Here is a 22,135-nt window from a genome sequence, read left to right as displayed (position 1 = left end):
GAGAAATTTTACTAAAAAATGAGCTTTGAATTGATAAAAAAAGTAAAAAAAAACCAGCCTGCTAAAGTATAGCAGGCTGGTTTAAGTTCAATCTAGATAATTGCTTATCTAAATGGAGGTGAATAAAGGATACCACCTTGTGACCATAGTGCATTAACACCACGAGCAATACCAATTGGAGTATTTACACCAATGTTGCGCTCAAAGCTTTCAGAGTAGTTACCTACTTGCTTAATGATCTGGTAAGTCCAGTCTGAAGTCAAACCAACGTACTCATGAGTGCTTCCAGAACGACCCATTAAGCGCTCGCGCTCAGGGTTGTTAGAAACCATATCAACAGTAGCACTAGTAACACCAATCTCTTCAGCAGTGATCATAGCGTTAAGAGACCATCTTACGATGTTAAACCACTGGTCGTCACCTTGACGAACAACAGGGCCTAAAGGCTCTTTAGAAATGATTTCTGGAAGTACAACGTGCTCAGAAGGATCGTTCGCACCAGCACGCATTGAATATAATCCAGATGCGTCAGTTGTTAGAACGTCACAACGACCAGCGTCATAGTTACTTAGAGTTTGAGCATTCGTGTCTGAAACAACAGAGTTGTAATCGATACCGTTTGCTTTACCCCAGTCAGCTAAGTTTAATTCAGTAGTTGTACCTGCTTGAATACAAATCGCAGCTCCACCTAATTCCATAGCACTAGAAACACCTAGAGAAGACTTAACCATAAAGCCTTGTCCATCATAGTAGTTAACACCGGCAAAGTTAAGACCTAGTGAAGCGTCACGAGTAATTGTCCAAGTAGTATTTCTAGACAACATATCGATCTCACCAGACTGAAGTGCAGTGAATCTTTCTTTAGCAGTTAGTGGTACAAATTTAACTTTAGTTGCGTCGCCAAGCGTTGCAGCTGCAACAGCACGACAAACATCAACGTCAACACCTGTCCAAGTACCTGAAGAGTCAGCTGAAGAGAATCCTGCAAGACCTTTAGATACGCCACAAGAAACGTGGCCTTTAGCTTGAACGTCGCTTAATGTAGAAGCTTGTACACCAAGTGCACCAACAACTAACAACGAAGCAGCAGTCAATTTTAGTAATTGTTTCATATATATCTCCTTAATGAGTTTCAAAGTATAACAATCCATCACAATTGCGTGAGGATTAAAGAATTTTATCACTACTAAGCAACACAATGCTAGTTATTTTTAAAATCAATTTACGTCTCTAAGGCTAATGATATAGGGATATTTCAAAAAATTTTATTCAATAATATGTAGAAATACTATTAAAAAATTAGTGAATTTAATTCAACTTTTATAGACCATCTTATGGTTTATTCTTTAATGAAATTAGTTCTGAATTAATAATTATGACGTTAAAGTAATAAATTTATAATTTTCAATTTATGTATACAAAACAGTAGTTTAAGTACATTTTAGTTAATAAATACATTTGTTTTTTATATCTTTATTTATGAATTATAGTTATTTAATAACTGTAGTGGTATAAAATAACTAATATATACTTTAACTAACGAATCATAGTGAATAAAAAAACAACTGAATACCTAGCTCTAGTGCGGGAGAAAACTGGTTTTTCTGATTATAAAATTGCTAAGGAGTATGATATAAATCAATCTAACCTTAGTAAATATAGCTCTGGTAAGGCCGCTCTTAGTGAGACGCACGCCTGGTTATTTGCTAATATCCTTGAATTAGATCCATCTGAAGTGGTTGCAAATACTAAGTATGAACATGCAATAAATACTGGAAATAATTTGAAGGCTATATTTTGGCAAGAACAGCTTAATAAGATATTTTCTGAATCAGAGTCAATAAAAATCCAAATCGCTCAATTTAACCCTATTGTTGGAGATATTAAGGCTAACGCCTTAAGAATGTTAGATTTGATTAATGAGGCTCATGAAATTGGAGCACACTTAATTGTTTTTCCAGAGTTAGCTATTACTGGTTACCCTCCAGAGGATCTTTTATTTAGAGATGGTTTTATTAATCAAGTTAACGAAGAAATTAATAGCCTATGTAATTTAGTTCCTTCAGCTATAACTATTTTATTTGGTGCGCCAAGCCAATTAAATGATTCTCTTTTCAATAGTGCTTTTTGCATTCAAAGTAATCGAGTCACTCATGTTTACAACAAGCAAGAATTACCAAACTACGGCGTTTTTGATGAAAAGCGCTACTTTGCTTCTGGTGACGAATCATTTGTATTTGAATGTCAGCAAACTAAAGTTGGCGTTTTAATTTGTGAAGATCAATGGATCGACGGTCCAATTGATAAGTTATGTCAGTCTAATGTTGATGTAGTGGTTTCCCTTAATGCATCACCCTTTCAATTAAATAAACAAAATGAGCGTATTGATATTTGTAAACATTATGCGCTGAAGTTTGATCTTTCATTTATCTACGTGAACATGGTTGGAGGACAAGATGAAGTTGTTTTTGATGGCAACTCTTTTGTTATAAATAATCTCGGAGAGCTTACTCTTCAGCTGCCAGCATTTAAAGAGATGTCGGTACTTCATAACAGCACTAATTATTTGTCTTCAGTTTTAAGTGAGGAGGAGTCAATATACTCTGCACTTGTTTTAGCAACTAGGGATTATATTCAAAAAAATTCCTTTGAAGGAGCTTTAATTGGCCTATCAGGTGGTATTGATTCCGCTTTAACTCTTGCAGTTGCAGTTGACGCTATTGGTCCAGAGAATGTTCATGCAGTAATGATGCCCTATCAGTTTACTTCTGATATGAGCCTTCAGGACTCTGAACTTCAGGCGCAAGCCCAGGGAGTTCAGTTCTCAAATATTGATATTCATTCGATGGTTGATTCTTTTAATTTTTCTCTTAATGATTTTTTTGAAAATACTTCTCCAGATTCGACTGAAGAAAACATTCAAGCTCGAGTTCGAGGTACTCTTCTAATGGCGCTTTCAAACAAATATCATAAAATTGTGCTTGCAACTGGGAATAAATCAGAGATGGCAGTTGGTTATGCAACTTTGTATGGCGATATGTGTGGTGGCTTTGCTCCACTTAAAGATATTCCCAAAACAATGGTATATAAGCTTTCTAGATATAGAAATACAATTTCTCAAGTTATTCCTGATCGCGTAATAACAAGACCCCCTTCTGCTGAGCTTGCGCCTAATCAAGTTGATCAAGATACACTTCCTTCGTATGATGTTTTAGATGATATTTTAAAGAGATTTGTTGAATTAAAGCATTCTGTAGCTCAAATTACAGAGCAAGGCCATAGTTTTGAGGTTGTCAATAAGGTCACTTCGATGATTCTTAGAAACGAATACAAAAGGCGTCAATCTGCTCCTGGACCTAAGATAAGTGGGAATGCATTTGGTAAAGAAAGAAGGTATCCAATGACATCAAAGTTTAAGCCTTAATTTTCTAATTCTCAAAAACTTTTAAAAGCCCTGCTGCCTTGTGTCTTGTTTCAGCTAATTCTTTTTCAGGTATCGAGTCATATACTATTCCAGCCCCTGCTCTAAAACTTAAAGTACCTCCTTCATGGATGAAGCTACGAATAAGGATGTTGAAATCCATCTTACCATTCTGGCTTATATATCCTACTGAACCAGTATAGGCCTCTCTCGGCATCTGCTCTAGTTCATTGATGATTTCCATGCAACGCACTTTTGGACACCCTGTAATAGTCCCTCCTGGAAATAGAGCTCTAACAATGCCTTTAATACCAACATTATCACGAAGTTTTCCTTTTATATTAGAGACAATATGATGAACAAATGGATAAGTCTCTAGAGTCATTATTTCGTTAACAAAAACGCTTCCATACTCACACACCCTTCCCATGTCATTTCTCTCTAAATCAAGAAGCATTACATGCTCTGCAATTTCTTTAGGATGATTTATTAGGTTATCTTTTTGAGTTTTATCTAAATCACCCTTTCCCCTAGGATGAGTTCCTGCAATAGGCCTTGTCTCAAGGGTTTTGTCATTAATACTAAAAAGCCTTTCTGGAGAAGAGGAAATTATGCTGAAATTTTCATATTGAATGAGAGCAGAAAAAGGCGCTGGATTAGCCTTTTTTAGAGCATTATAGATTATTGCTGAATCTATAGTTTCTATTAGTTGATATTGCCATTTTCTTGACAGGTTGACCTGAAAGACATCACCTGCAACAATATAATCTAAGCTACTTTTAACGCCATCAATAAATTTATTTTCAACCTCTTCAGATTGGCTACCTTTGATTATTTGTGTTGGAGTCTTATCTAGGAGCTTAATATCAGATAATATTGACTTAATGCGGGATTGATTATTATCTTGATCAATAATGAAAGTTTTGTCTAGTTTGTGATCTACAATTATTGCTGATGGAATTTGAACTGCATAAGCAATTGGAAGTTTTGATTTATGAAGTTTAGAAGTCAAAGTTGGCTCAATTTGACCTATCAGCTCATATGAAAAATAAACAAACCAACCACCAATAAAAGGTAGATCAGAATCTAACATAGTTGATTTACTTTTATCTTGAAGTTCTTTTAAAAAATCAAAGTCAGAAAAGTTCTTAAGAACAATATTCTCACCAGGAAAGGCAAATAATATTGAGTATCTATTGTTTTCGTTGTGATTAACGCTTTCAAGTAAGAAAGGATAACGTTCTTTATTGAGATAACAAAAAGAAGTTAAATCAACTTTTTGTATTTCTAGTATTTCCACTAACTTATAGGTCTAAAAGTAATTGGTTTGCTTTGTTTATCAAAGAGTGGTCTGGATATTGCTTAATCATATCTAATAACAATAGCTTAGCTTCATTGACTTCATTTAGCTTAATTAAGACCCTTGTTAATTCAAACATAGAGTCGGCATATTTTTGGTGCCCTTTATTATTAGATTGATAATCTAATAATGAATCTTTGGCTTTTAAATATTTTTCACGTTCAAAATAAGCTCTTGCAAGCCACAACTTTGAATCTTTTATACTTGATGAATTAGGAGAGCTTTTTGCAAAACTTATGAATAGAGTAATTGCTTTCTCATAATTCCCAAGAAGAAATTCATTTTTCCCATCTGAATAAAGCTTTTCAGCGCTGTTAGACTGAATTTTTTTTGTTGATTTTTTTTCTTGTTTAGTATTAGAGAGATTTAATTCAATGATTTGACGAAGTTCTGCAATCTTGGCAGAGCTGATTCTTTGTTCTTCTTTAATCAGTTCAATCTCATCTTTTAATGAAAGGATTTCATTGTTTAGGGATTTAACTTCTTTGTTGATTTTTAAGATTGCAAGGTCTAAATCAAGGCCTTCGTTAGCATAAACCCCATGCTGAAATAACATAGGGTTTATGAAAAGCATAAATAGAAGAATATTCTTTTTCATCAAGTGACAAAAACTATTTACTTAAAAAAAATTTGAGAAAACTTTACCTCTAGTAGTAAGAGAATTCTACTCTTCGGTTCTCTTCCCACGCCATTTCATTGCTTCCAACTAGAATTGGAGACTCTTCACCATAGCTTACAACTAAAATTCTGTCATCAAGGTTGTAAAGGCTTAAGACCTCTTTTACACTTAAGGCACGATTTTCACCAAGTGCTAGGTTATATTCACGGGTTCCACGCTCATCTGCATGACCTTCTAATCTCAAGCTTAGTGAAGGATTGTCTTGCATAAAGTTAGCATGCTCAATAATCTTTCTTGTAGATACTTCATCTATCTCAGTATCGTCATAATCAAAATAAAGAATAAAAGAGTCACTAGAATTTTTGAAATTTTCAATAATTGCTAACATTGCTGCTGCATCATCCATTAACGCCTGAATAAGCTCATCTCTATTAGCTAAATTTCCATCTGCATCAAGTACAATCAAGTCACTTAGACCCTTAGAATTGATCATTTCGATAAGTGCATCATCAGACAGTGATTCAAGTTCTGCAGTCTTTCCGTCAAGTAAGTCTCCACTTTCAACAATAGCATTTATGATTTGATCTCTATTTTGAAGATTACCATCTGCATCAAGAACTATAAGATCTCCCAATCCCTTCTCTTTAGCAATTGCAATTAATTCATCATTAGATAATTGCTCAAGTTCATCAATTGTAAATCCACCATCTTCATCCATAGCAACTAGGGTTGCATCACCTCCAAGATCTGCTTGCTCAGTTGCAGCATCACTTGGGTTAATTAAATCAAGAAACTTATCGCCCAATTCAGAAATACTATTAGCACCACAAGAACTTAAAAAGATAACACTTGATAAAAGAAGAATTTTTTTTGACATTTTTTTTTCCTTAGTTTGAATAATTTGACCAAGTAGGTTCCCTTACTTCGCCGGTTTTTTGCATTAATTCAACAATTTGATTGTTGTGAAGTGAAATTATAGACAAAATTCCCTTGTTGTCTCTATTAGTTGAAAAAATAATCATTCCGCCGTTTGGAGAAAAGTAAGGAGATTCATCTGATTTGTTTCGAGTCATTACAGTTAAATCTCTAGATTTGATATCTAATAGGGCTACCCTGTAATCTTTATCAACTCTGTGAATGAGTGCCAAATCTTTGCCATCAGGTGAAAAAACTGGTTTTGCATTGTATCGACCTTCAAAAGTAGCTCGGGATATTTTGCCAGAGTTAAGGTCTTTTATATAAACTTGAACTTGCCCTGTTCTATTTGAAGTAAACGCAATGCTATTGCCATCTGGTGAAAAGCTAGCTTCTGTATCAATTGATATGTTTTTAGTTAGCCTCTTAAGGTTTTTTGATTTAAAGTTGTATAAATATATATCTTTATTGCCTTGTTTCGAGATTGTTAGCGCAATACTATCTCCGCTTGGGTGGAATGTAGGTGAAGATGCAATTCCATCAAATTTTGGTAGCTTGATAGGAATTGTTTTTAAAAAAGGAGTCATAACAAAAACTTCAGATCTATTATTTTTAAAAGAAACATAAGCAAGTTTTTGCTGATCTTTTGACCAGGCTGGAGATAAAATCGGATTTGATTGCCTTACAATTGTTTGAGGATTTTCTCCATCAGAATCGGATATTTGAAGCCTGTATGTTCGGCCACCACTATTATTATCAGTCACAGTAACATATGACAGCCTAGTGTTAAAAGAGCCTTTTTGTCCAAGAAGGACATAATAAATTTTATCACTTAGGAAATGAGCCATTCTTCTAAAGCCAGAGTTACTAACAGTAATCTTTTTTTGATATAAGCTTTTTTCAGAAAAGACATCATAAATATAAATATATATGTTGTAAACCTTTGGGCTTATTTGCTCAACTTTTCCAAAAACAACAGCATCTTTTTTACGTTCTTTCCAAAAGTTAAAATCAATTTGATTTGTTACCAATGCATCAGTACTTAAGGCACTAAATTGGCCTGATCTATTTAAATTATCTCTAATAATTTTAGCGATGTCTACATTTTCTTTTGAATCGCCAATTATTTCAAAAGGAGCAATAACTATAGGAAAAGCAGCCTCTTTAGATTTTAAAATATTTACTTCTAAAAGTGCATTAGCTGAAAATGACAATAATAGATTGAATAACAATATAAACTTTAAATATTTCACTCTTTCTCCTCAATCCAGTTCATTTGAATAGCTTCAAGAACCCTTTCACCACACTTACTTTGTCCTTCTTCAAAATCCTCAAGATCCATAACAAGCTGACGTAAATCAACAAAGTTAATAGTTTTGGGATCAGTATCAGGAGAGGTTTCTTCCAATGAAATAGCTATTTCAAGTGAGTCAGTCCAGCAAAGCATTATGTAATAGTATTAATAATTAATAAAGGTGTAATTTTAATCAATTCAATTGTTAACTTAGTACATTTTAATAAATATTAAACTCTTTCAGCAGAAACAAGATGTGGGAGCTTGTTAAGTTGTTCCAATACGTCATTTAGTTGAATGATGTTTTTAATGACAACAACAATATGAAATAACCTTGTGGAATGCTGGCTCTCTTGTTGTTCAATATTTTCAATATTAACACCTAGATTAGCTATAGTATTTGCTATTGCTGCTAAGCGGCCACTTCTATTTTCAACTAATGCGCTTATTGCAACTTCAAACACTTCATCATCATTCGAGTTCCATTCAATTTCCATCCATTGTGCATTTTTTTCTTTAATATGTTCCAGATTTGAACAGATTGAGCGGTGCATAACCAGTCCTTTTTGTGTTGTTAAAACCCCTGTAACTTCATCTCCAGGTATTGGGTAGCAACAATGAGCAAAGTTTATTGCCATTCCTTTTGTTTTATTTATAGAAATTGTATTAATTGTTTCATTATTAATATCTTGGAGAAGTTTATTAATAACAACAGCTACAAATATTTCGGACAATCCTACCTTTATGTACAGGTCTTGAAAATCAAAGCAATTGAGTTCTTTTAAGCATTTATCCCATTTATCTTTAGGTACATCATTAATTTTAATTTTTTGATAATTAAGCGCATCAGAAATCAAAAGTTTTCCTAGTCTTGCCAGCTCAGTCTTTGAGTTGTCTTTAAGATGAGCCTTAATAGCAGTTTTAGCTTTTGAGGTTACAACAAAGTCTAGCCAGCTTGGCTTGGGCTTAACAAACCGACTTGTAATTATTTCAACAGTTTGGCCAGATTTAAGACCTGTTGACAGCTCAGCTTCAGTTCCATTAATAGTGGCTTTTTGAGATTTTTTTCCAATATTTGTATGAACAGCATATGCAAAATCAAGCACTGTAGCTCTAAGAGGAAGTTGAATTATCTTACCAGCTGGAGTAAACACAAATACCTCATCAAAAAATAAGTCGGCTTTTGTGTTCTCTAGGAAGTCAGCTGATGTATCAGTATTTTGTTGAATATCTAGTAAAGATCCAATCCAGTTCCGAGCTAATTTATCAGTAGGCTTATCTGTATTTTTATAGTGCCAGTGTGCAGCGATTCCATACTCAGATATGAATTCCATCTCCTGAGATCTAATTTGAACTTCAATGAACATTTTTCTAGGACCAAGCACTACAGTATGAATAGACTGGTAACCATTAGGTTTTGGAGCTGAGATATAATCTTTAAATTGAAGCGGAATAGGTTTGTAAAGGCTATGAATGTGACCTAATACCTGATAGCAAGTATTTGTATTTTCTACTACAATTCTAAAGGCATGCATATCAAGAACCTCTGAAAATTTTCTTGATTTAAATTTCATTTTATTGTAAACACTAGAAGGTTGTTTTTGACGCCCTTCTATAGTTGCATTTATGCCTTCAAACTTTAGCCTATTTTCAATTTCGGTTTTAATTAGATTTATTGTTTTCTTGTGGTTTCCATACTGCTTACTGATTTTCTTTTTAATTATTAAGTACTTTCTTGGGTGCAGTGTCTTAAAGCATAAATCATCAAGCTCTACCCTTATACTATGGAGTCCAAGTCGCCTTGCAATTGGAGCGTGAAGCTCAAAAGTTTCCTTTGCTTTTTGTATTTTTTTTTCGTCACTCATTGAGTCTAAAGTACGCATATTATGAAGTCTGTCAGCTAATTTAATAACCATAACTCGCATATCTTTAGACATCGCCAATATTAGTTTTTGAAAGTTTTCAGCTTGTTTTTGTGAGCTTGAAGTGAATTCTAAGCTAGTCAGCTTTGATACTCCTTCAACAATATGAGCTACTTGCTCTCCAAATTGAGCTTGGACATCTTCTTTAGTTACTGAAGTATCTTCGATACAGTCATGGAGAATTGCGGCAACAACACAAAAATAATCAAGTTTTAGATCAGCAAGTATTAAAGCAACAGAAAGTGGGTGGTGAATATAAGGTTCACCTGACTTTCTAAATTGACCAGAATGTGCTTTATTAGCCGTCCTATAAGCAAGCTTTACTAGCTCGATCTCGGAATGAGGTAAGTAACTATTTAAAACTAAGCACAAGTCATCAATTTTAGTATGCTTTTGAAAAAGAGTTGTTGCCATCAATATAGAAATAAAATAAGGTTAGTATAATTATAAGCAGGTTACTATTCACTAGAAGTTCTTTATGTAAACCTTTCCATTCAAAAACGCACATAAGTATAATTTACTGATTAAAAGTAAATATCAAGCTCATACAATGACTAAATCCTTAATTCTTATACTTACATCTTTCATTTTTTTGGCTGGATGCTCCCCTTTTGGGGGAGGTAAAGAAACAAGGAAATTAGTCGCAAATGGCCTGACACCTAAGACTTTGTATGAGAAGGCGGAAGATATGGTTGATGCTGGCTCTTTAGATCAAGCTATTGATCAATATCAAATTATTCTTTCATCATATCCAGGCTCAAAATATGCTATTCAAGCTAGGCTTGATATTGCATTCAATCTATATAAGCGTAAAAAATACACAAGAGCTATAGTTGAATTAAATAAATTCATTGAAAAATATCCTGACCTCCCTTCTACCCCATATGCTTACTACTTAAAAGGTGTAGTTGCAGAAGATAAATCTAGCTCAATTTTAGATGATTTTGTAACGGATAGTGCACAGAGAGATGTTGACAGTATTCTTGAAGCTTATTCTTACTTTGTTGATTTAATTGATACCTTTCCTAACTCTAAATACGCAAATGATGCGGGTAAAAAGCTAGCTAAACTTATGAATACTCTTGCAAGGCATGAGCTTTATGTTGCCATATACTATACCAAAATTGGCTCACACATTGCCGCAATAAATCGCTCAAAATTTATTATTGAGAATTATCCAAATAGCTCTTCTATTCCTGATAGTCTTGATCTAATGGCATACAATTATGACCAAATAAATGCTACAAAGCTCGCAAGTGATATAAGAATAGTTTTATCTTCTAGTTATCCTGGTTACTCTAAAAACTATTCAATTGATTAGCGTCAAAATATAATATCTTTAGTTATGAACTCAACTGAAAGGCTATTTGCTTTAAAAGTTTCGCTAATTATGTCTGTTAGAATGCTGGGTTTATTCATGCTTTTTCCTGTCATGAGTGTTTATGCAGGTGATTATGATCGCTCGACCCCTTTCTTGATTGGTATGGCAATTGGGATTTATGGTCTTACTCAAGCCCTACTTCAAATACCTTTTGGCTATCTTTCTGATCGATTTGGAAGAAAACCTATCCTGATTATAGGGCTTTTAATTTTTTTGATAGGAAGTGTTGTTGCAGCAAATGCTTCTAATATTATATTTGTAGTTATTGGGAGGGCTTTACAAGGCGGCGGCGCAATATCAGCTGTCTTAATGGCGTTTTTAGCTGACTCTATATCTGAAGATAATCGAGCAAAGGCTAATGCATTTGTAGGCTTTCAAATTGGTGTGGCATTTATGCTTTCATTAATTATTGGGCCAATAATAACCTCAAGGATTGGGCTTTCAGGATTGTTTTGGGTTATAGGCCTACTCTCAATTATTGCTATGCTAATAGTATTGTCTCTTGAGCACTCCAAGCCAATCAATTATTATCGGCTATCTTTTGGTGCCTTTAGAGAAACTTTAAGTAGAGAGTTAATTGCTTTAGATTTTAGTGTATTTTCATTACATTTAATCCTTGCAAGCGGTTTTATAGTGATGCCACTTCTTATTATGGAAAACCAAATAGTCAGTATGATTGATAACTGGCAGCTTTACCTTCCAGCAGTATTGCTATCATTCATTGGAATGATTCCTCTTATAATTATTTCAGAGAAATTTAAAAAAACAAAGTACATATTGTTGCTTAGTATTTTTCTACTAATTATTAGTCAAATTATTTTTTATATTTCAAACTTAAATTTCTCAGTTTTTCTCATTACTTTAACCATATTCTTTGTCGCCTTTAATACTATTGAAGCAATTTTACCTTCTTTATTATCTAAAACTGCGAGCGCCTCTAAGAGGGGTCTTGCTATGGGTATTTTTTCAACATCACAGTTTTTAGGAACGTTTATTGGCGGTGCAATTGGTGGTTTGATTTATGACATTTACGATTTAAATAGTGTATTCTTATTCACCATATTTGTAGCAATTATCTGGTGGTTTATGGTTCTTTTTTCACCACTTAAAACTAAAACTTAACAGGAGTAAATATTAGCATGGCCGGAATAAATAAAGTAATATTGGTTGGTAATCTAGGCGCAAAACCTGAAATTAAATACGCTTCAAATGGAAACGCAATAAGTAATTTATCAGTTGCAACTAGTGAGTCTTGGACTGATAAAAATACTGGCCAAAAACAAGAAAGAACTGAATGGCATCGAGTTAGTTTGTTTGGAAAAGTTGCTGAAATAGCTGGCCAGTATTTAGATAAAGGCTCTAAGGTTTATGTTGAGGGCAAATTGCAAACTAGAAAATGGCAAGATCAAAGTGGACAGGACCGCTATACGACTGAAGTTGTAATAAGTGGATTTAGTGGAACCTTACAGATGCTTGATCGCCGTGATGACTCCAACTCTCCAATGCAATCACAACCTCAATCAACGCCGCAGCCTGCTCAAAATACTCAACAAGCACCAAGTATTACTCCGGTTGCTCAAGATGAATTTGAGGATGATATTCCTTTCTAGAGTCGTCCTAAGTTTTTTTTTAACTTAGACTCTCAGAATCTAGTTTTTCAAGGACTACAAAAGCGACTGCATTTTGACTTTCATCTGATATGCTTAGGTGCCCTTGCTTAATTCCTTTTTCTAATAAATATAGCCTTAGCTTTTCACTAGGTAAAAAATAAGGCTTTCCATTTTCATTGTTTCGAATAGTTAGATCTTGAAAGCTAACTACTCTTCCAATTCCTGTGCCTAAAGCCTTTGAAAAAGCCTCTTTTGCAGCAAAACGCTTAGCAAGAAAAGCAGCACTATCAGCTTTATTCGCAAATAAAGCCTGCTCATGTTCAGTTAATATTCTCTTTATAAAGCCGTCACGATTTTTTAATATAATTGTCTGGACTCTTTCTATGTTCACTATGTCAGTTCCAATTCCATAGATCATATAGCCCTCGCTTCTAATAATAAAGCTTTCATTTCAGATGTTGCATTAGCAAGACCAACAAATAGCGCTCTTGAAATAATTGAGTGGCCAATATTTAGCTCAACAATTGATTCAATTTTAGCTACAGCAGTAGTATTTAAAAGTGTCAAACCATGCCCTGCATTAACTTGAATTCCAAGACTTACAGCATATTCGCAAGCATCAGATATTCTTTTAAGCTCTAATTCAGACTCAGCTTTAGAGGCTGCATCTGCATAGTGACCTGTATGAATCTCAATTATTGGTACGCCGCATTCAGCAGCGGCATCTATTTGTCTTTTGTCTGCATCAATGAAAAGAGATGTTTTAATATTATTTGAACTGAGTTGAGAACAAACCTCTTTCATTCTAACTATTTGTGAAGCAACATCTAGGCCACCTTCTGTTGTCAGCTCCTGTCTCTTTTCGGGGACGAGGCAGCAGTCTTCAGGCAAAACATTAGAGGCAATTTTGAGCATTTCATCAGTTGCTGCCATCTCTAAATTCATTTTAGTTTTTAACCTGGACTTTAACTCAATAACATCATTGTCTTGAATATGGCGCCTATCTTCTCTAAGATGAAGCGTAATGCTATCAGCGCCAGAATTTTCACAGATAAGCGCTGCATCAATCAAGCTGGGGTATTTTGTGCCTCTGGCCTGTCTTAATGTAGCTATATGGTCTATATTAACGCCAAGAAAAATACTCATAATTACGCCTAATTAACAAAAAATAACTCTTTACTTTTAAGTGGTTTATCACCTAAAAGAGGTTTTAATCTTTTTCGATTCAATTTTTTTAAAGTGTTCAACCCTTCTGAATTTGGAGTTACTTGATTAGGATTGACAATATTCAATAGAATTTCACCCAAAATTTTACCTTCAGTTTGCGCACTAAAACCCTGATCTTCAATAAAATCATACAGGCCATTGGTTTTGATTGGGTTGCCCTCAATATCATCATTAAAGTCAAGCCCATAACCTAATTCTTGCAACAACTGATTTTCAAATATGCGTAGTGAGTATTCTTTTTCAGAGCTAGACTTTTGATCCATTTTTTTGATGAAATTCCAGTAAGCACTAAAAACCTCACTGTATTCATCTCCTTCAGGTAGAAGCCTAATAAGAAGCTCATTGACATAGATAGCTAATATTAGATCATCACCAAGTAGCCTGCGTGGTTCATCAGAAATTTCCCACTGGGAGAGGCTTTTTAGGTCACTCTTTCCCTTAAATGAAATACTTAAGCATTGAAACATTTGAAGTGATGTTTTACTGCTTCTAGCACCTCTGGCTATTAAGCGCACTCTACCATGGTTTTTAGTAAAGAAATCGAGTAACAGAGAGCTTCCTTGGTACATTCTTCTGTGAATCAAAAATGCTGGAGAATTCTCAATCCTAGTCATAGCCTAGAGATGCTAAGGCTCTTTTATCATCCGACCAGCCTTGTCTAACCTTAACCCACAGCTCTAAGAATACTTTTGCCTCTAAAAAACCCTCAATTGTTATACGTGAATCTTGCCCAATTTTTTTCAACATTTCACCTTTATGACCTATTACAATACTTTTTTGAGAGGCCTTATCAACAAAGATGCGTGCAGCAATTCTATACATTTTGCCATCAAGCTCAAACTTCTCAATTTCTACTGTAATGTCATATGGAAGCTCATTCGATAAGTTTCTCATAAGTTTCTCACGAATGAACTCGGATACAACAAATTTTTGAGAGCGATCTGTTATGTAATCATCATCATAAATAGGATCTTGCTCAGGCAAATATTTAAGAATCAAGCTTCTAAGTTGCTTTGTGTGGGACCGGTCAAAGGCAGACAAAGGATAGACCTCATTAGCTTGAAATTTTTCACCAAGCATTTCAAGGTAAGGAAGTATCTTATCCACTGAGCTTGATTTATCAATCTTATTCACGCAGATTATAACGGGTAAATCAACCTTACTTAGGTGCTCTAACACGCGAGCATCCTCTTTTGTCCATTTAAATATTTCAACAAGCCAAATTATCATATCCACATCAGCAAAGCTTGAACTAGCAGCTTTATTCATATATGAATTGATTGCTTTATTGTTTCCAATATGAATTCCAGGAGTATCTACAAAAACCATCTGATAGTTTTCCTGAGTATCAATAGCGTTAATTCGGTGCCTAGTTGTTTGAGGACGGTGTGATGTGATTGAAAGCTTTTGCCCAATTAATTCATTAACCAGGGTTGATTTACCAACATTTGGTCGCCCTACTACTGCAATGAAGCCTGATTGAAAATTCATTTATTTAAGATACCTTTTAAAATTGATTCAGCACAGGCCTGTTCTGCTCTTTTAATACTTTTTGCACTCTCTTCAACGCCAAGACTATATTCCTTAATAGAGCAGTTGACGTAAAAAATGGCGTTATGATCTTTGCCTTCTGTTTTAATAAGCTCGTAAACTGGCAAAGCGTATCCTTTTTTTTGCAATAGCTCTTGAAGTTGAGTTTTAAAATCCTTCAATGAATCTTTTGGTCCCGATTCATTTAAAAGGTCATCATAGAGTTTTAAAATGATCCCACTAACCGTTGAATAATCAGAATCTAGGAAGACAGCCCCTAAAATAGCTTCAAATGCATCTGCCTGGATTGATTCCCGTCGAAATCCGCCACTTTTTAACTCTCCTTGACCCAACAACAAGCTTTCAGAAATATTGAGTGTTTTGGCAAGCTTAGCTAAAGTCTGACCTCTGACAAGATTAGATCGAAGTCTTGATAGTTGTCCTTCATCAATTAATGGGAAGCGCTGATAAATCTCTAGAGAGATTACACACCCTAAGACGCTGTCACCCAGAAACTCCAATCTTTCATTATTTTTTTTACTAACACTTCGATGAGTTAAGGCTTGCTTAAGGAGATTAATGTCTTTAAATTGATAAGAAATATTTTTTTGTAATTTTTGCATATGCTAGATTGCAACTGGAGCTTTAATTGGATCATCATGTTCATATTCAGAGAGTTCAAAATCTTCATATTTATAGTCAAAAATACTATCTGGATTTCTATGAATTAAGATCTTTGGAAGTTTTTTTGGAGTGCGCTTTAGCTGAGTTTCTACTTGCTCAAAATGATTTGAATAAACGTGGCAATCTCCACCACTCCATACAAAGTCTCCAACTTCAAGATCACACTGCTGAGCTACTATATGAGTAAGTAATGCATAAGAGGCAATGTTGAAAGGGACTCCTAGAAATATGTCAGCACTTCGTTGGTAAAGCTGACATGATAGCCTCCCATTCGCCACATAAAACTGAAACAACGCATGGCATGGGGCAAGCGCCATTTTGTCTAACTCTCCAACATTCCAACTTGAAACAATAATTCGCCTTGAGTCTGAAGAGCTTTTAATAAGATTAATTGCCTCTTTGATTTGATCAATTTCTTTACCTTCAGAGTTTTTCCATTTTCGCCATTGAGCGCCATATACTGGCCCTAAGTCGCCATTTTCATCTGCCCATTCATTCCAAATATTTACTTTATTTTCTTTTAGGTATTTGATATTTGTATCACCCTTTAAAAACCATAAAAGCTCATGAATGACTGAAGGAACATGCACCCTCTTAGTGGTAACAATTGGAAATCCATCATTTAAATTAAATCGCATTTGATAACCAAAAATACTTTTAGTTCCAGTACCAGTCCTGTCAGTTTTGTCAGCGCCAGTATCTCTTACAAGCCTTAAAAAATCTAGATATTGTTTCATGTTCTCCCTTTTACATAATAGGATTTATAAAATATATACAGGCCAATGAGAATCATCGGAAGGCTCAATGCTTGCCCCATTGTCAACCACTCAAAAGCTAAGTAGCCAAGATGCGAGTCAGGCACTCTTATAAATTCAATTATAAATCTAAAGGCGCCATAAAAAATCAAAAATAAAGCTGAAGTGGATCTAATAGGTGGATTTTTTTTGCTAAAAAACCATAATATGACAAACAAAACAACTCCCTCTAGCAATGCTTCATATAATTGAGTAGGATATCTTTGAGCCCAAACGCCGCTTTGGTCAGGCGCATAAACCCCCCATGAGCTCTCTGTTATTTTTCCCCAAAGTTCTCCATTAATGTAGTTTCCTATCCTCCCAAAAGCAAGCCCTAGTGGTATAAGTGGCGCAATAAAATCAGTCGTTTGAAAAAAAGAAAACTTTGATTTTCTGTTAAATAAAATCATTGCAATCAAAACGCCTAAGAAGCCGCCATGAAAAGACATTCCACCATTCTGGAAATTAAAAAATGTTAACGGGTTTGCTATAAAAACTGAGAAGTTATAGAAAAGTAAATAACCAAAGCGCCCTCCCAGTACAGCGCCTAAAGCGCCATAAAAAATTAAATCATCAACATGCCCTACATTCCATTCAGAGTGATATTTAACGCGAGATTTTGCAAGTAAATAGGCTACTAAAAATGCCAAAAGATACATGACCCCATACCAGTAAATTTGTACAATTCCTAAGTCTAAAATTACTGGGTCAATTACAAAGTATTTCACAGATTAAATGAGCGCATAAATGTAACGTTTAAGTTGGTTTAATTTCAGAATTGTAAGCATATTTCATTATGTATTGGATTATAGGCAATGTTGCCGTTTTAGTGTACCAAACTGGCTATTGATAAGCCAAATAACTAGTTAATAAAATTGATCAATCCTTGGTCTTTCTTTTGATAAAGGGGGTGCGACGGCTGACCTGATTTATTTATGTTTAGACACATTGGTTTATTAATAATTTCTAACACCTCCTTATCTCTATACAGGAAATAACCATCATTACCCCACGCTACAACTGTTAGCTCACTCTTTTGAAGGTTTTTTAAAATATGCATATTGTTATCTTTCCCTATTGGTAATTTGACTTTTTTGAGCTCCATTGGATAGGTTGCCATGTAAGCAAACAAATTAACCATGATTAAGCCACCATACCCCCAGTCTTTAGCAAAATTAATACATCTTATTAATGTGGGGTCATCAATTGTTTCGTCTGCAATAGAGGGGTTTAATCCAATGAATAAAACATAACCATCTGCTGAATTCCATGATCTTGTTAAAGAATATCGGTATTTTCGGCAGTCTGAGAATACTGCGCTTTTCTTTATAGTGATCATTTGTACGATAAGTGATTCATAGCAATTAATGATAAAGCATTAATTAAATTACAATTAAATTAGTGAGGTAATATTTCCGTCACCTTCAACGAAATCATATTTATCAAAATCTGTTTTATCTATCCACTCCATCGCTTCATGCTCATTAAGGTTAATAACACCATCTTTTATTGTGCAAAGAAAGTAATGAAGAACAATGTTAATTTCACTGTCTTTATAGCTTTCCTCTGCAAGCTTTTCATAAACATTAATATCTATGTTTAATTCCTCGTATATCTCTCTAGCTAAAGCCTCTTTAAGAGCCTCATTGGCCTCAACCTTGCCGCCAGGAAATTCCCATTTAAGGCCCATGTGTTTATTTCTATTTCTTTGGGTAACTAAATATAGATTGTCTTTCTTGATTATTGCAGCAACAACGTCTGTAACTTTCATAGTTGATTTTTCTTCACTTCCAGCCTTGTAACCAATGTTTACTCTCCTTTAAATCTTCCCAATTAATAAGTTCTACTCGATTCGATATTACTGACTCTATTAAACAATGAGTTACGTTATTGTTTTCATCAAAGCTTAGTTCAGTAATAAGAAAGTGTTTTTCTTTATTACTCGGTGCAACTGCCGTCCATTTACTGTTAAATAATTTTTTAGAACTTACTTTATTCATTAACTTGAAAATTTTGTAGTAAAAAGTATTACCGCCATATACATAGCCATTAAAGGAAGGAGAAGTAGCATTTGAGTCACAAATTGTAAAATAGTGGTTCTAACAGCTTGAGTTTCAAAAGACCTGTAACTTAGAAACAAGATAAAAAAATAAAAAAGAGTTGGAATTAGGGAGGTGAACCTAAGCTCTTCATATCCAGCATTAGTTTCAAGTCTATTAAGTAATACACCTGCAAGAATGTATGTACCAATTACTCCAAGCCAAAAAAGCTTTGTTGCTATAAATTTTGTTGTAGGCTTTTCTATATTTTCTACTTTCATAAATAATCTTCTAAATCCAGATAGTTGGCTTAATAGTGAACACGGCTCATCCGAACAATTAGAGCTTGTATATTATATATTCAGAGTCAAGAAGTTTTGGTTGATAATTTAAACTGTTGACCCTGGGCTTATTAACTCATAGTCAATATTAATAGCCCCCAATATTTAATTTACAAAGCTACTAATGATACTAACCATTGCGTACATAAAGCTAAGCATAAATGCCATACATCCAGTTGTCCATAAAACGAGTTTAGTTTCCATAGATTATCTCCATTAATTTATAAGTAATTTTCAATCGGACGACATTCTAATAACAAGCAATAAAGATTAGATGAAGATTAGAAGTTGTTTAGATAAAGAGTTGAAATACAGGATTTCAGACGGAATAAAAGTTATGAAAGCTTTTAGAATTGGTGCGCTCGAGGTGATTCGAACACCCGACATTCGGCTTCGGAGGCCGACACTCTATCCAGCTGAGCTACGAGCGCAATTAGTAAGTGATAATTTTAGTCGAGTCATTACGTTTAGAAGTAAAAATTATATGAATTTGCAATATTTTATTTAAAACTACATGGTTTCTTCATTTAAACTTTATAAAACACAAGTACAATCCTTATAAAAATCAATTTACCAACTCACTTTTATTACTAACTAAATTTATTATGATAAATGCAAAGGCTTTAATTAAATCAACTGCTCTTTCTGCTTTTCTCTTTTTTGGAGCTACAAGTGGATCTTTAGCTGAGGAAGAAGACTACTCCCCTCTTGACTCCCCATCTTTCTTTGAGGGTTTAAATACCTTTACTACTGTTTTCTCTCAAATCAAGCTAATGTATGTTGATGATATTGATGATGAAACGTTGTTTAACAATGCGATAAGAGGTTTAGTTGAGGGCCTGGATCCACACTCTAGTTTTCTTGAGCCACGTGGCCAGTCTGACTTAAGTGAAAGTACAAGGGGCGCATTTGGTGGCCTTGGTATTGTCATTGGTACGAAGGGTGAGTATATAGAGGTTGTATCCCCAATTGATGACACACCTGCATACAGAGCAGGCCTTAAGGCTGGAGATATTATTTTACAAATTGGTGATCAAAACGTAAGCCAAATTAACCTTGCAGAAGGAGTTAAGCTAATGAGAGGTGCCCCAGGAACCACCATTAAACTAACAATTGGAAGGCCTGATATTGCTCCTTTTGTAGTTGAAATAACGCGTGAAATTATCACGATCACCTCGGCAAAAGGACTCTTACTGGATGAAGGTATTGGCTACCTAAGAATTGCACAATTTCAAAGACCAACTGCTGCTCTAGTGAAAACTATTGTTGCAGATTTAGTAGAAAAGAATGAAGGCGAGCTTGATTCTTTAATTATTGATTTAAGGAATAATCCAGGTGGGCTTTTGGATTCTTCGATTGATATATCTAATTTGTTCATCGATGAGCCTGGTATTGTGGTTTATACCGAAGGTAGAACTCCATACTCTAATAGTTCATTCCCAACAAAGCCTGGTGATATTCTTAACGGTGCTCCTATTGTTGTATTAATGAATAGAGGGTCTGCTTCTGCTTCTGAGATTGTTGCAGGCGCACTTCAGGACCATAAGAGAGCTTTGATTATGGGTGAAGAGTCTTTTGGTAAAGGTTCTGTCCAGTCCGTGCTTAATTTACAAGATGGCTTTGGATTAAAGCTTACAACTGCGAGATACTTTACGCCTTCGGGTAGGTCTATTCAGGGAAAAGGAATAACGCCTGATATTGAACTTGAAAACATCTCTCTTAAAAATGATAAAAATGAAGATTCAATAGACCTTAGCCAGCAAGAAAAAGATCTTAAGAATTCTCTCTCTGCTGAAGAGGTTGAAGCTCCAGTAGCACCTTCTGATCTCTCTACTGAACAAATCATTGAGTCACAAGATAATATTAGTGATTTAAGGGATGAAGAGTATGTTGACCTTCTAAAGGAAGACTATTTTGTGCACGAGGCAATGAATGTCTTAAAGGCACTAAAAATCTATAAGAAATAACGACTAATAGCCTTTCATAAAGAAACTTATGGAAGGCTATTTTTTGAAGGGTTACTTGCTTGAAAAATCCAGAATTTCTTTAAAGCTTAAATGATCTGTAGTATTTTTTCCATAGTAAGCTTTTTTTTTAATCAAAGCCACCAATTCGACTAAACTGCATTGTATTAAAATTCCAATCCCAATGCATCCATATTCCAATAGCCCTTCCAATTATATAATCTTCTGGAACAAAGCCCCAAAATCTAGAATCGCTACTGTGAGACCTGTTATCGCCCATTACAAAGTAATGACCTTGGGGAATTGTAATTTCCACCAGTTCTTTTGAATGACCTTTTGGATTAAGAAGTATGTCATGACCAGAAGAGTCAAAAATTTCACGGACTAGTCTGTAATTATTCATTGATTTTCCTGAATCCACACCAACATAAGGGCCTATTTTTTTAACTTCAACTGACTTTCCATTAACTATTAACTGATCTTTTTTATAAGAAATTACGTCACCTGGAAGAGCGACAATACGCTTAATAAAGTCTACCCCAGAGTAACCAGGCGTTTTTTCATAATTTGGGTACCTAAATACAATTACATCTCCCCTATTAGGGCTTGAAAACTCCACAAGTTTTGTGTTTGTTATTGGCAGTCTAAGGCCATAATCAAACTTATTTACTATAATAAAATCACCCGTTAAAAGTGTCGGCATCATTGAGTTTGAGGGCACACGAAAAGGCTCAAATATAAAGCCTCTAAACACCAAAACCAGCAACAATACTGGAAACATCTCTATTGACCACTGAACAACTTTTGGTCTGTGACTATACTTTTCAGATTTTGAAAATTTTAGAAATACTAAAAAATAGAAAAAACTGCCAATTTTTGATGTTTTTTCAGAAGTCTCAGTATTGATTTGGTTATTTTTCTTAGATAAGAGAAGGTCTGCTAAAACTATAACAATTGCAAGAGCCATTGCCACGAAAAGCCAAGATAGTACGTCCCATGCAAAGAACGGTTCTGCATTATTAATAGTCATAGAT

At 34.6% G+C, this 22,135-nt stretch carries 24 protein-coding genes and 1 tRNA gene; 5 read left to right on the top strand and 20 right to left on the bottom strand.

Features of this window, described 5'->3' with window-relative positions; genetic code table 11:
* Positions 1 to 104 precede the first annotated feature (104 nt).
* Positions 105 to 1,112, bottom strand: coding sequence for an amino acid ABC transporter substrate-binding protein (locus tag ABXT44_RS04755; protein WP_271558607.1), 1,008 nt, complete (start codon positions 1,110 to 1,112; stop codon positions 105 to 107).
* A gap of 707 nt (positions 1,113 to 1,819) precedes the next feature.
* Here ABXT44_RS04755 and ABXT44_RS04750 point away from each other — a divergent pair.
* On the top strand, positions 1,820 to 3,424 hold the full coding sequence (locus tag ABXT44_RS04750; RefSeq protein WP_416688431.1) for an NAD+ synthase: 1,605 nt from the start codon (positions 1,820 to 1,822) through the stop codon (positions 3,422 to 3,424).
* Positions 3,425 to 3,428: 4 nt separating this feature from the next.
* Here the strand turns inward: ABXT44_RS04750 and ABXT44_RS04745 are convergent, their stop codons facing one another.
* From ABXT44_RS04745 to ABXT44_RS04720, 6 genes are all read right to left on the bottom strand, one after another.
* Positions 3,429 to 4,721: an aminodeoxychorismate synthase component I gene (locus tag ABXT44_RS04745; RefSeq protein ID WP_416686128.1), complete on the bottom strand. Its 1,293-nt coding sequence runs from the start codon at positions 4,719 to 4,721 to the stop codon at positions 3,429 to 3,431.
* A gap of 4 nt (positions 4,722 to 4,725) precedes the next feature.
* Complete coding sequence (locus ABXT44_RS04740; RefSeq protein ID WP_416686127.1) at positions 4,726 to 5,379, bottom strand: tetratricopeptide repeat protein; 654 nt, start codon at positions 5,377 to 5,379, stop codon at positions 4,726 to 4,728.
* 49 nt (positions 5,380 to 5,428) lie between these two features.
* A complete protein-coding gene (locus tag ABXT44_RS04735; protein ID WP_416686126.1) occupies positions 5,429 to 6,277 on the bottom strand; it encodes an OmpA family protein in 849 nt (282 codons plus the stop codon).
* Between the two features lie 10 nt (positions 6,278 to 6,287).
* Complete coding sequence (gene tolB / locus ABXT44_RS04730) at positions 6,288 to 7,568, bottom strand: Tol-Pal system beta propeller repeat protein TolB (protein ID WP_416686125.1); 1,281 nt, start codon at positions 7,566 to 7,568, stop codon at positions 6,288 to 6,290.
* The gene (gene iscX, locus ABXT44_RS04725) at positions 7,565 to 7,762 is read right to left on the bottom strand and encodes a Fe-S cluster assembly protein IscX (protein WP_416677047.1); all 198 of its coding nucleotides are present in this window, start codon (positions 7,760 to 7,762) and stop codon (positions 7,565 to 7,567) included. The genes tolB and iscX overlap by 4 nt, the downstream gene beginning before the upstream one ends.
* A gap of 77 nt (positions 7,763 to 7,839) precedes the next feature.
* On the bottom strand, positions 7,840 to 9,945 hold the full coding sequence (locus tag ABXT44_RS04720; protein ID WP_416686124.1) for a RelA/SpoT family protein: 2,106 nt from the start codon (positions 9,943 to 9,945) through the stop codon (positions 7,840 to 7,842).
* Positions 9,946 to 10,081: 136 nt separating this feature from the next.
* On the opposite strand from ABXT44_RS04720, the gene ABXT44_RS04715 reads away from it, so the two are divergent.
* Genes ABXT44_RS04715 through ssb form a run of 3 tightly spaced genes read left to right on the top strand, consistent with a single transcriptional unit; the run spans position 10,082 to position 12,522 of the window.
* A complete protein-coding gene (locus ABXT44_RS04715) occupies positions 10,082 to 10,852 on the top strand; it encodes an outer membrane protein assembly factor BamD (RefSeq protein ID WP_416686123.1) in 771 nt (256 codons plus the stop codon).
* 24 nt (positions 10,853 to 10,876) lie between these two features.
* On the top strand, positions 10,877 to 12,034 hold the full coding sequence (locus ABXT44_RS04710; protein ID WP_416686122.1) for an MFS transporter: 1,158 nt from the start codon (positions 10,877 to 10,879) through the stop codon (positions 12,032 to 12,034).
* A 17-nt stretch (positions 12,035 to 12,051) separates the two neighbouring features.
* Positions 12,052 to 12,522 carry a single-stranded DNA-binding protein gene (ssb, locus tag ABXT44_RS04705; protein ID WP_416686121.1) on the top strand — a complete coding sequence of 157 codons (471 nt, stop codon included), beginning with the start codon at positions 12,052 to 12,054 and terminating at the stop codon, positions 12,520 to 12,522.
* A gap of 19 nt (positions 12,523 to 12,541) precedes the next feature.
* Here ssb and acpS read toward each other — a convergent pair whose 3' ends face one another.
* From acpS to ABXT44_RS04645, 12 genes are all read right to left on the bottom strand, one after another.
* Complete coding sequence (gene acpS, locus ABXT44_RS04700) at positions 12,542 to 12,940, bottom strand: holo-ACP synthase (RefSeq protein WP_416686120.1); 399 nt, start codon at positions 12,938 to 12,940, stop codon at positions 12,542 to 12,544.
* Positions 12,937 to 13,668 carry a pyridoxine 5'-phosphate synthase gene (pdxJ, locus tag ABXT44_RS04695; protein WP_416686119.1) on the bottom strand — a complete coding sequence of 244 codons (732 nt, stop codon included), beginning with the start codon at positions 13,666 to 13,668 and terminating at the stop codon, positions 12,937 to 12,939. The genes acpS and pdxJ overlap by 4 nt, the downstream gene beginning before the upstream one ends.
* 8 nt (positions 13,669 to 13,676) lie before the next feature.
* Positions 13,677 to 14,363 carry a DNA repair protein RecO gene (recO, locus tag ABXT44_RS04690; protein WP_416686118.1) on the bottom strand — a complete coding sequence of 229 codons (687 nt, stop codon included), beginning with the start codon at positions 14,361 to 14,363 and terminating at the stop codon, positions 13,677 to 13,679.
* Positions 14,356 to 15,240, bottom strand: coding sequence for a GTPase Era (era, locus tag ABXT44_RS04685; protein ID WP_416686117.1), 885 nt, complete (start codon positions 15,238 to 15,240; stop codon positions 14,356 to 14,358). Before era ends, recO begins: the two co-directional genes overlap by 8 nt.
* Positions 15,237 to 15,902 (bottom strand): ribonuclease III, encoded by a 666-nt coding sequence (gene rnc, locus ABXT44_RS04680; RefSeq protein WP_416686116.1) that lies wholly within the window; start codon positions 15,900 to 15,902, stop codon positions 15,237 to 15,239. Before rnc ends, era begins: the two co-directional genes overlap by 4 nt.
* Positions 15,903 to 15,905: 3 nt before the next feature.
* On the bottom strand, positions 15,906 to 16,700 hold the full coding sequence (gene thyA / locus ABXT44_RS04675; protein ID WP_416686115.1) for a thymidylate synthase: 795 nt from the start codon (positions 16,698 to 16,700) through the stop codon (positions 15,906 to 15,908).
* Positions 16,697 to 17,485 carry a prolipoprotein diacylglyceryl transferase gene (gene lgt / locus ABXT44_RS04670; RefSeq protein ID WP_416686114.1) on the bottom strand — a complete coding sequence of 263 codons (789 nt, stop codon included), beginning with the start codon at positions 17,483 to 17,485 and terminating at the stop codon, positions 16,697 to 16,699. Before lgt ends, thyA begins: the two co-directional genes overlap by 4 nt.
* A 134-nt stretch (positions 17,486 to 17,619) precedes the next feature.
* The gene (locus tag ABXT44_RS04665) at positions 17,620 to 18,087 is read right to left on the bottom strand and encodes a DUF1643 domain-containing protein (protein ID WP_416688429.1); all 468 of its coding nucleotides are present in this window, start codon (positions 18,085 to 18,087) and stop codon (positions 17,620 to 17,622) included.
* A gap of 63 nt (positions 18,088 to 18,150) precedes the next feature.
* Entirely contained in the window at positions 18,151 to 18,528 is a 378-nt protein-coding gene (locus ABXT44_RS04660) for a (deoxy)nucleoside triphosphate pyrophosphohydrolase (RefSeq protein WP_416677035.1), read from the bottom strand.
* 13 nt (positions 18,529 to 18,541) lie between these two features.
* Positions 18,542 to 18,757, bottom strand: a complete 216-nt coding sequence (locus ABXT44_RS04655; RefSeq protein ID WP_416677034.1) for a TIGR02450 family Trp-rich protein — start codon at positions 18,755 to 18,757, stop codon at positions 18,542 to 18,544.
* The gene (locus ABXT44_RS04650) at positions 18,757 to 19,077 is read right to left on the bottom strand and encodes a hypothetical protein (RefSeq protein WP_416686113.1); all 321 of its coding nucleotides are present in this window, start codon (positions 19,075 to 19,077) and stop codon (positions 18,757 to 18,759) included. The genes ABXT44_RS04655 and ABXT44_RS04650 overlap by 1 nt, the downstream gene beginning before the upstream one ends.
* A 414-nt stretch (positions 19,078 to 19,491) precedes the next feature.
* A tRNA-Arg gene (locus tag ABXT44_RS04645) sits at positions 19,492 to 19,568 on the bottom strand.
* A 174-nt stretch (positions 19,569 to 19,742) separates the two neighbouring features.
* Between ABXT44_RS04645 and ABXT44_RS04640 the strand changes: the two genes are divergently transcribed.
* Positions 19,743 to 21,104 (top strand): S41 family peptidase, encoded by a 1,362-nt coding sequence (locus ABXT44_RS04640; RefSeq protein ID WP_416686112.1) that lies wholly within the window; start codon positions 19,743 to 19,745, stop codon positions 21,102 to 21,104.
* 127 nt (positions 21,105 to 21,231) lie between these two features.
* Here ABXT44_RS04640 and lepB read toward each other — a convergent pair whose 3' ends face one another.
* On the bottom strand, positions 21,232 to 22,131 hold the full coding sequence (lepB, locus tag ABXT44_RS04635) for a signal peptidase I (protein WP_416686111.1): 900 nt from the start codon (positions 22,129 to 22,131) through the stop codon (positions 21,232 to 21,234).
* Positions 22,132 to 22,135: the final 4 nt, after the last annotated feature.

Origin of the sequence: Candidatus Pseudothioglobus sp. Uisw_041, from assembly GCF_048087625.1 — a bacterium.
GTDB lineage: Bacteria > Pseudomonadota > Gammaproteobacteria > PS1 > Pseudothioglobaceae > Pseudothioglobus.
The sequence above is the reverse complement of the archived record's forward strand: the minus strand, read 5'-3'. Positions and strand labels throughout refer to the sequence as shown.

Bases quoted from the DNA above. Each gene is read 5' to 3' on its own strand.
- ABXT44_RS04755 (WP_271558607.1), bottom strand. From the start codon at position 1,112: ATGAAACAATTACTAAAATTGACTGCTGCTTCGTTGTTAGTTGTTGGT.
- ABXT44_RS04740 (WP_416686127.1), bottom strand. From the start codon at position 5,379: ATGAAAAAGAATATTCTTCTATTTATGCTTTTCATAAACCCTATGTTA.
- ABXT44_RS04735 (WP_416686126.1), bottom strand. From the start codon at position 6,277: ATGTCAAAAAAAATTCTTCTTTTATCAAGTGTTATCTTTTTAAGTTCT.
- iscX (WP_416677047.1), bottom strand. From the start codon at position 7,762: ATGCTTTGCTGGACTGACTCACTTGAAATAGCTATTTCATTGGAAGAA.
- ABXT44_RS04720 (WP_416686124.1), bottom strand. From the start codon at position 9,945: ATGGCAACAACTCTTTTTCAAAAGCATACTAAAATTGATGACTTGTGC.
- ABXT44_RS04715 (WP_416686123.1), top strand. From the start codon at position 10,082: ATGACTAAATCCTTAATTCTTATACTTACATCTTTCATTTTTTTGGCT.
- ABXT44_RS04710 (WP_416686122.1), top strand. From the start codon at position 10,877: ATGAACTCAACTGAAAGGCTATTTGCTTTAAAAGTTTCGCTAATTATG.
- ssb (WP_416686121.1), top strand. From the start codon at position 12,052: ATGGCCGGAATAAATAAAGTAATATTGGTTGGTAATCTAGGCGCAAAA.
- acpS (WP_416686120.1), bottom strand. From the start codon at position 12,940: ATGATCTATGGAATTGGAACTGACATAGTGAACATAGAAAGAGTCCAG.
- pdxJ (WP_416686119.1), bottom strand. From the start codon at position 13,668: ATGAGTATTTTTCTTGGCGTTAATATAGACCATATAGCTACATTAAGA.
- recO (WP_416686118.1), bottom strand. From the start codon at position 14,363: ATGACTAGGATTGAGAATTCTCCAGCATTTTTGATTCACAGAAGAATG.
- era (WP_416686117.1), bottom strand. From the start codon at position 15,240: ATGAATTTTCAATCAGGCTTCATTGCAGTAGTAGGGCGACCAAATGTT.
- rnc (WP_416686116.1), bottom strand. From the start codon at position 15,902: ATGCAAAAATTACAAAAAAATATTTCTTATCAATTTAAAGACATTAAT.
- thyA (WP_416686115.1), bottom strand. From the start codon at position 16,700: ATGAAACAATATCTAGATTTTTTAAGGCTTGTAAGAGATACTGGCGCT.
- ABXT44_RS04660 (WP_416677035.1), bottom strand. From the start codon at position 18,528: ATGAAAGTTACAGACGTTGTTGCTGCAATAATCAAGAAAGACAATCTA.
- ABXT44_RS04655 (WP_416677034.1), bottom strand. From the start codon at position 18,757: ATGAATAAAGTAAGTTCTAAAAAATTATTTAACAGTAAATGGACGGCA.
- ABXT44_RS04650 (WP_416686113.1), bottom strand. From the start codon at position 19,077: ATGAAAGTAGAAAATATAGAAAAGCCTACAACAAAATTTATAGCAACA.
- ABXT44_RS04640 (WP_416686112.1), top strand. From the start codon at position 19,743: ATGATAAATGCAAAGGCTTTAATTAAATCAACTGCTCTTTCTGCTTTT.
- lepB (WP_416686111.1), bottom strand. From the start codon at position 22,131: ATGACTATTAATAATGCAGAACCGTTCTTTGCATGGGACGTACTATCT.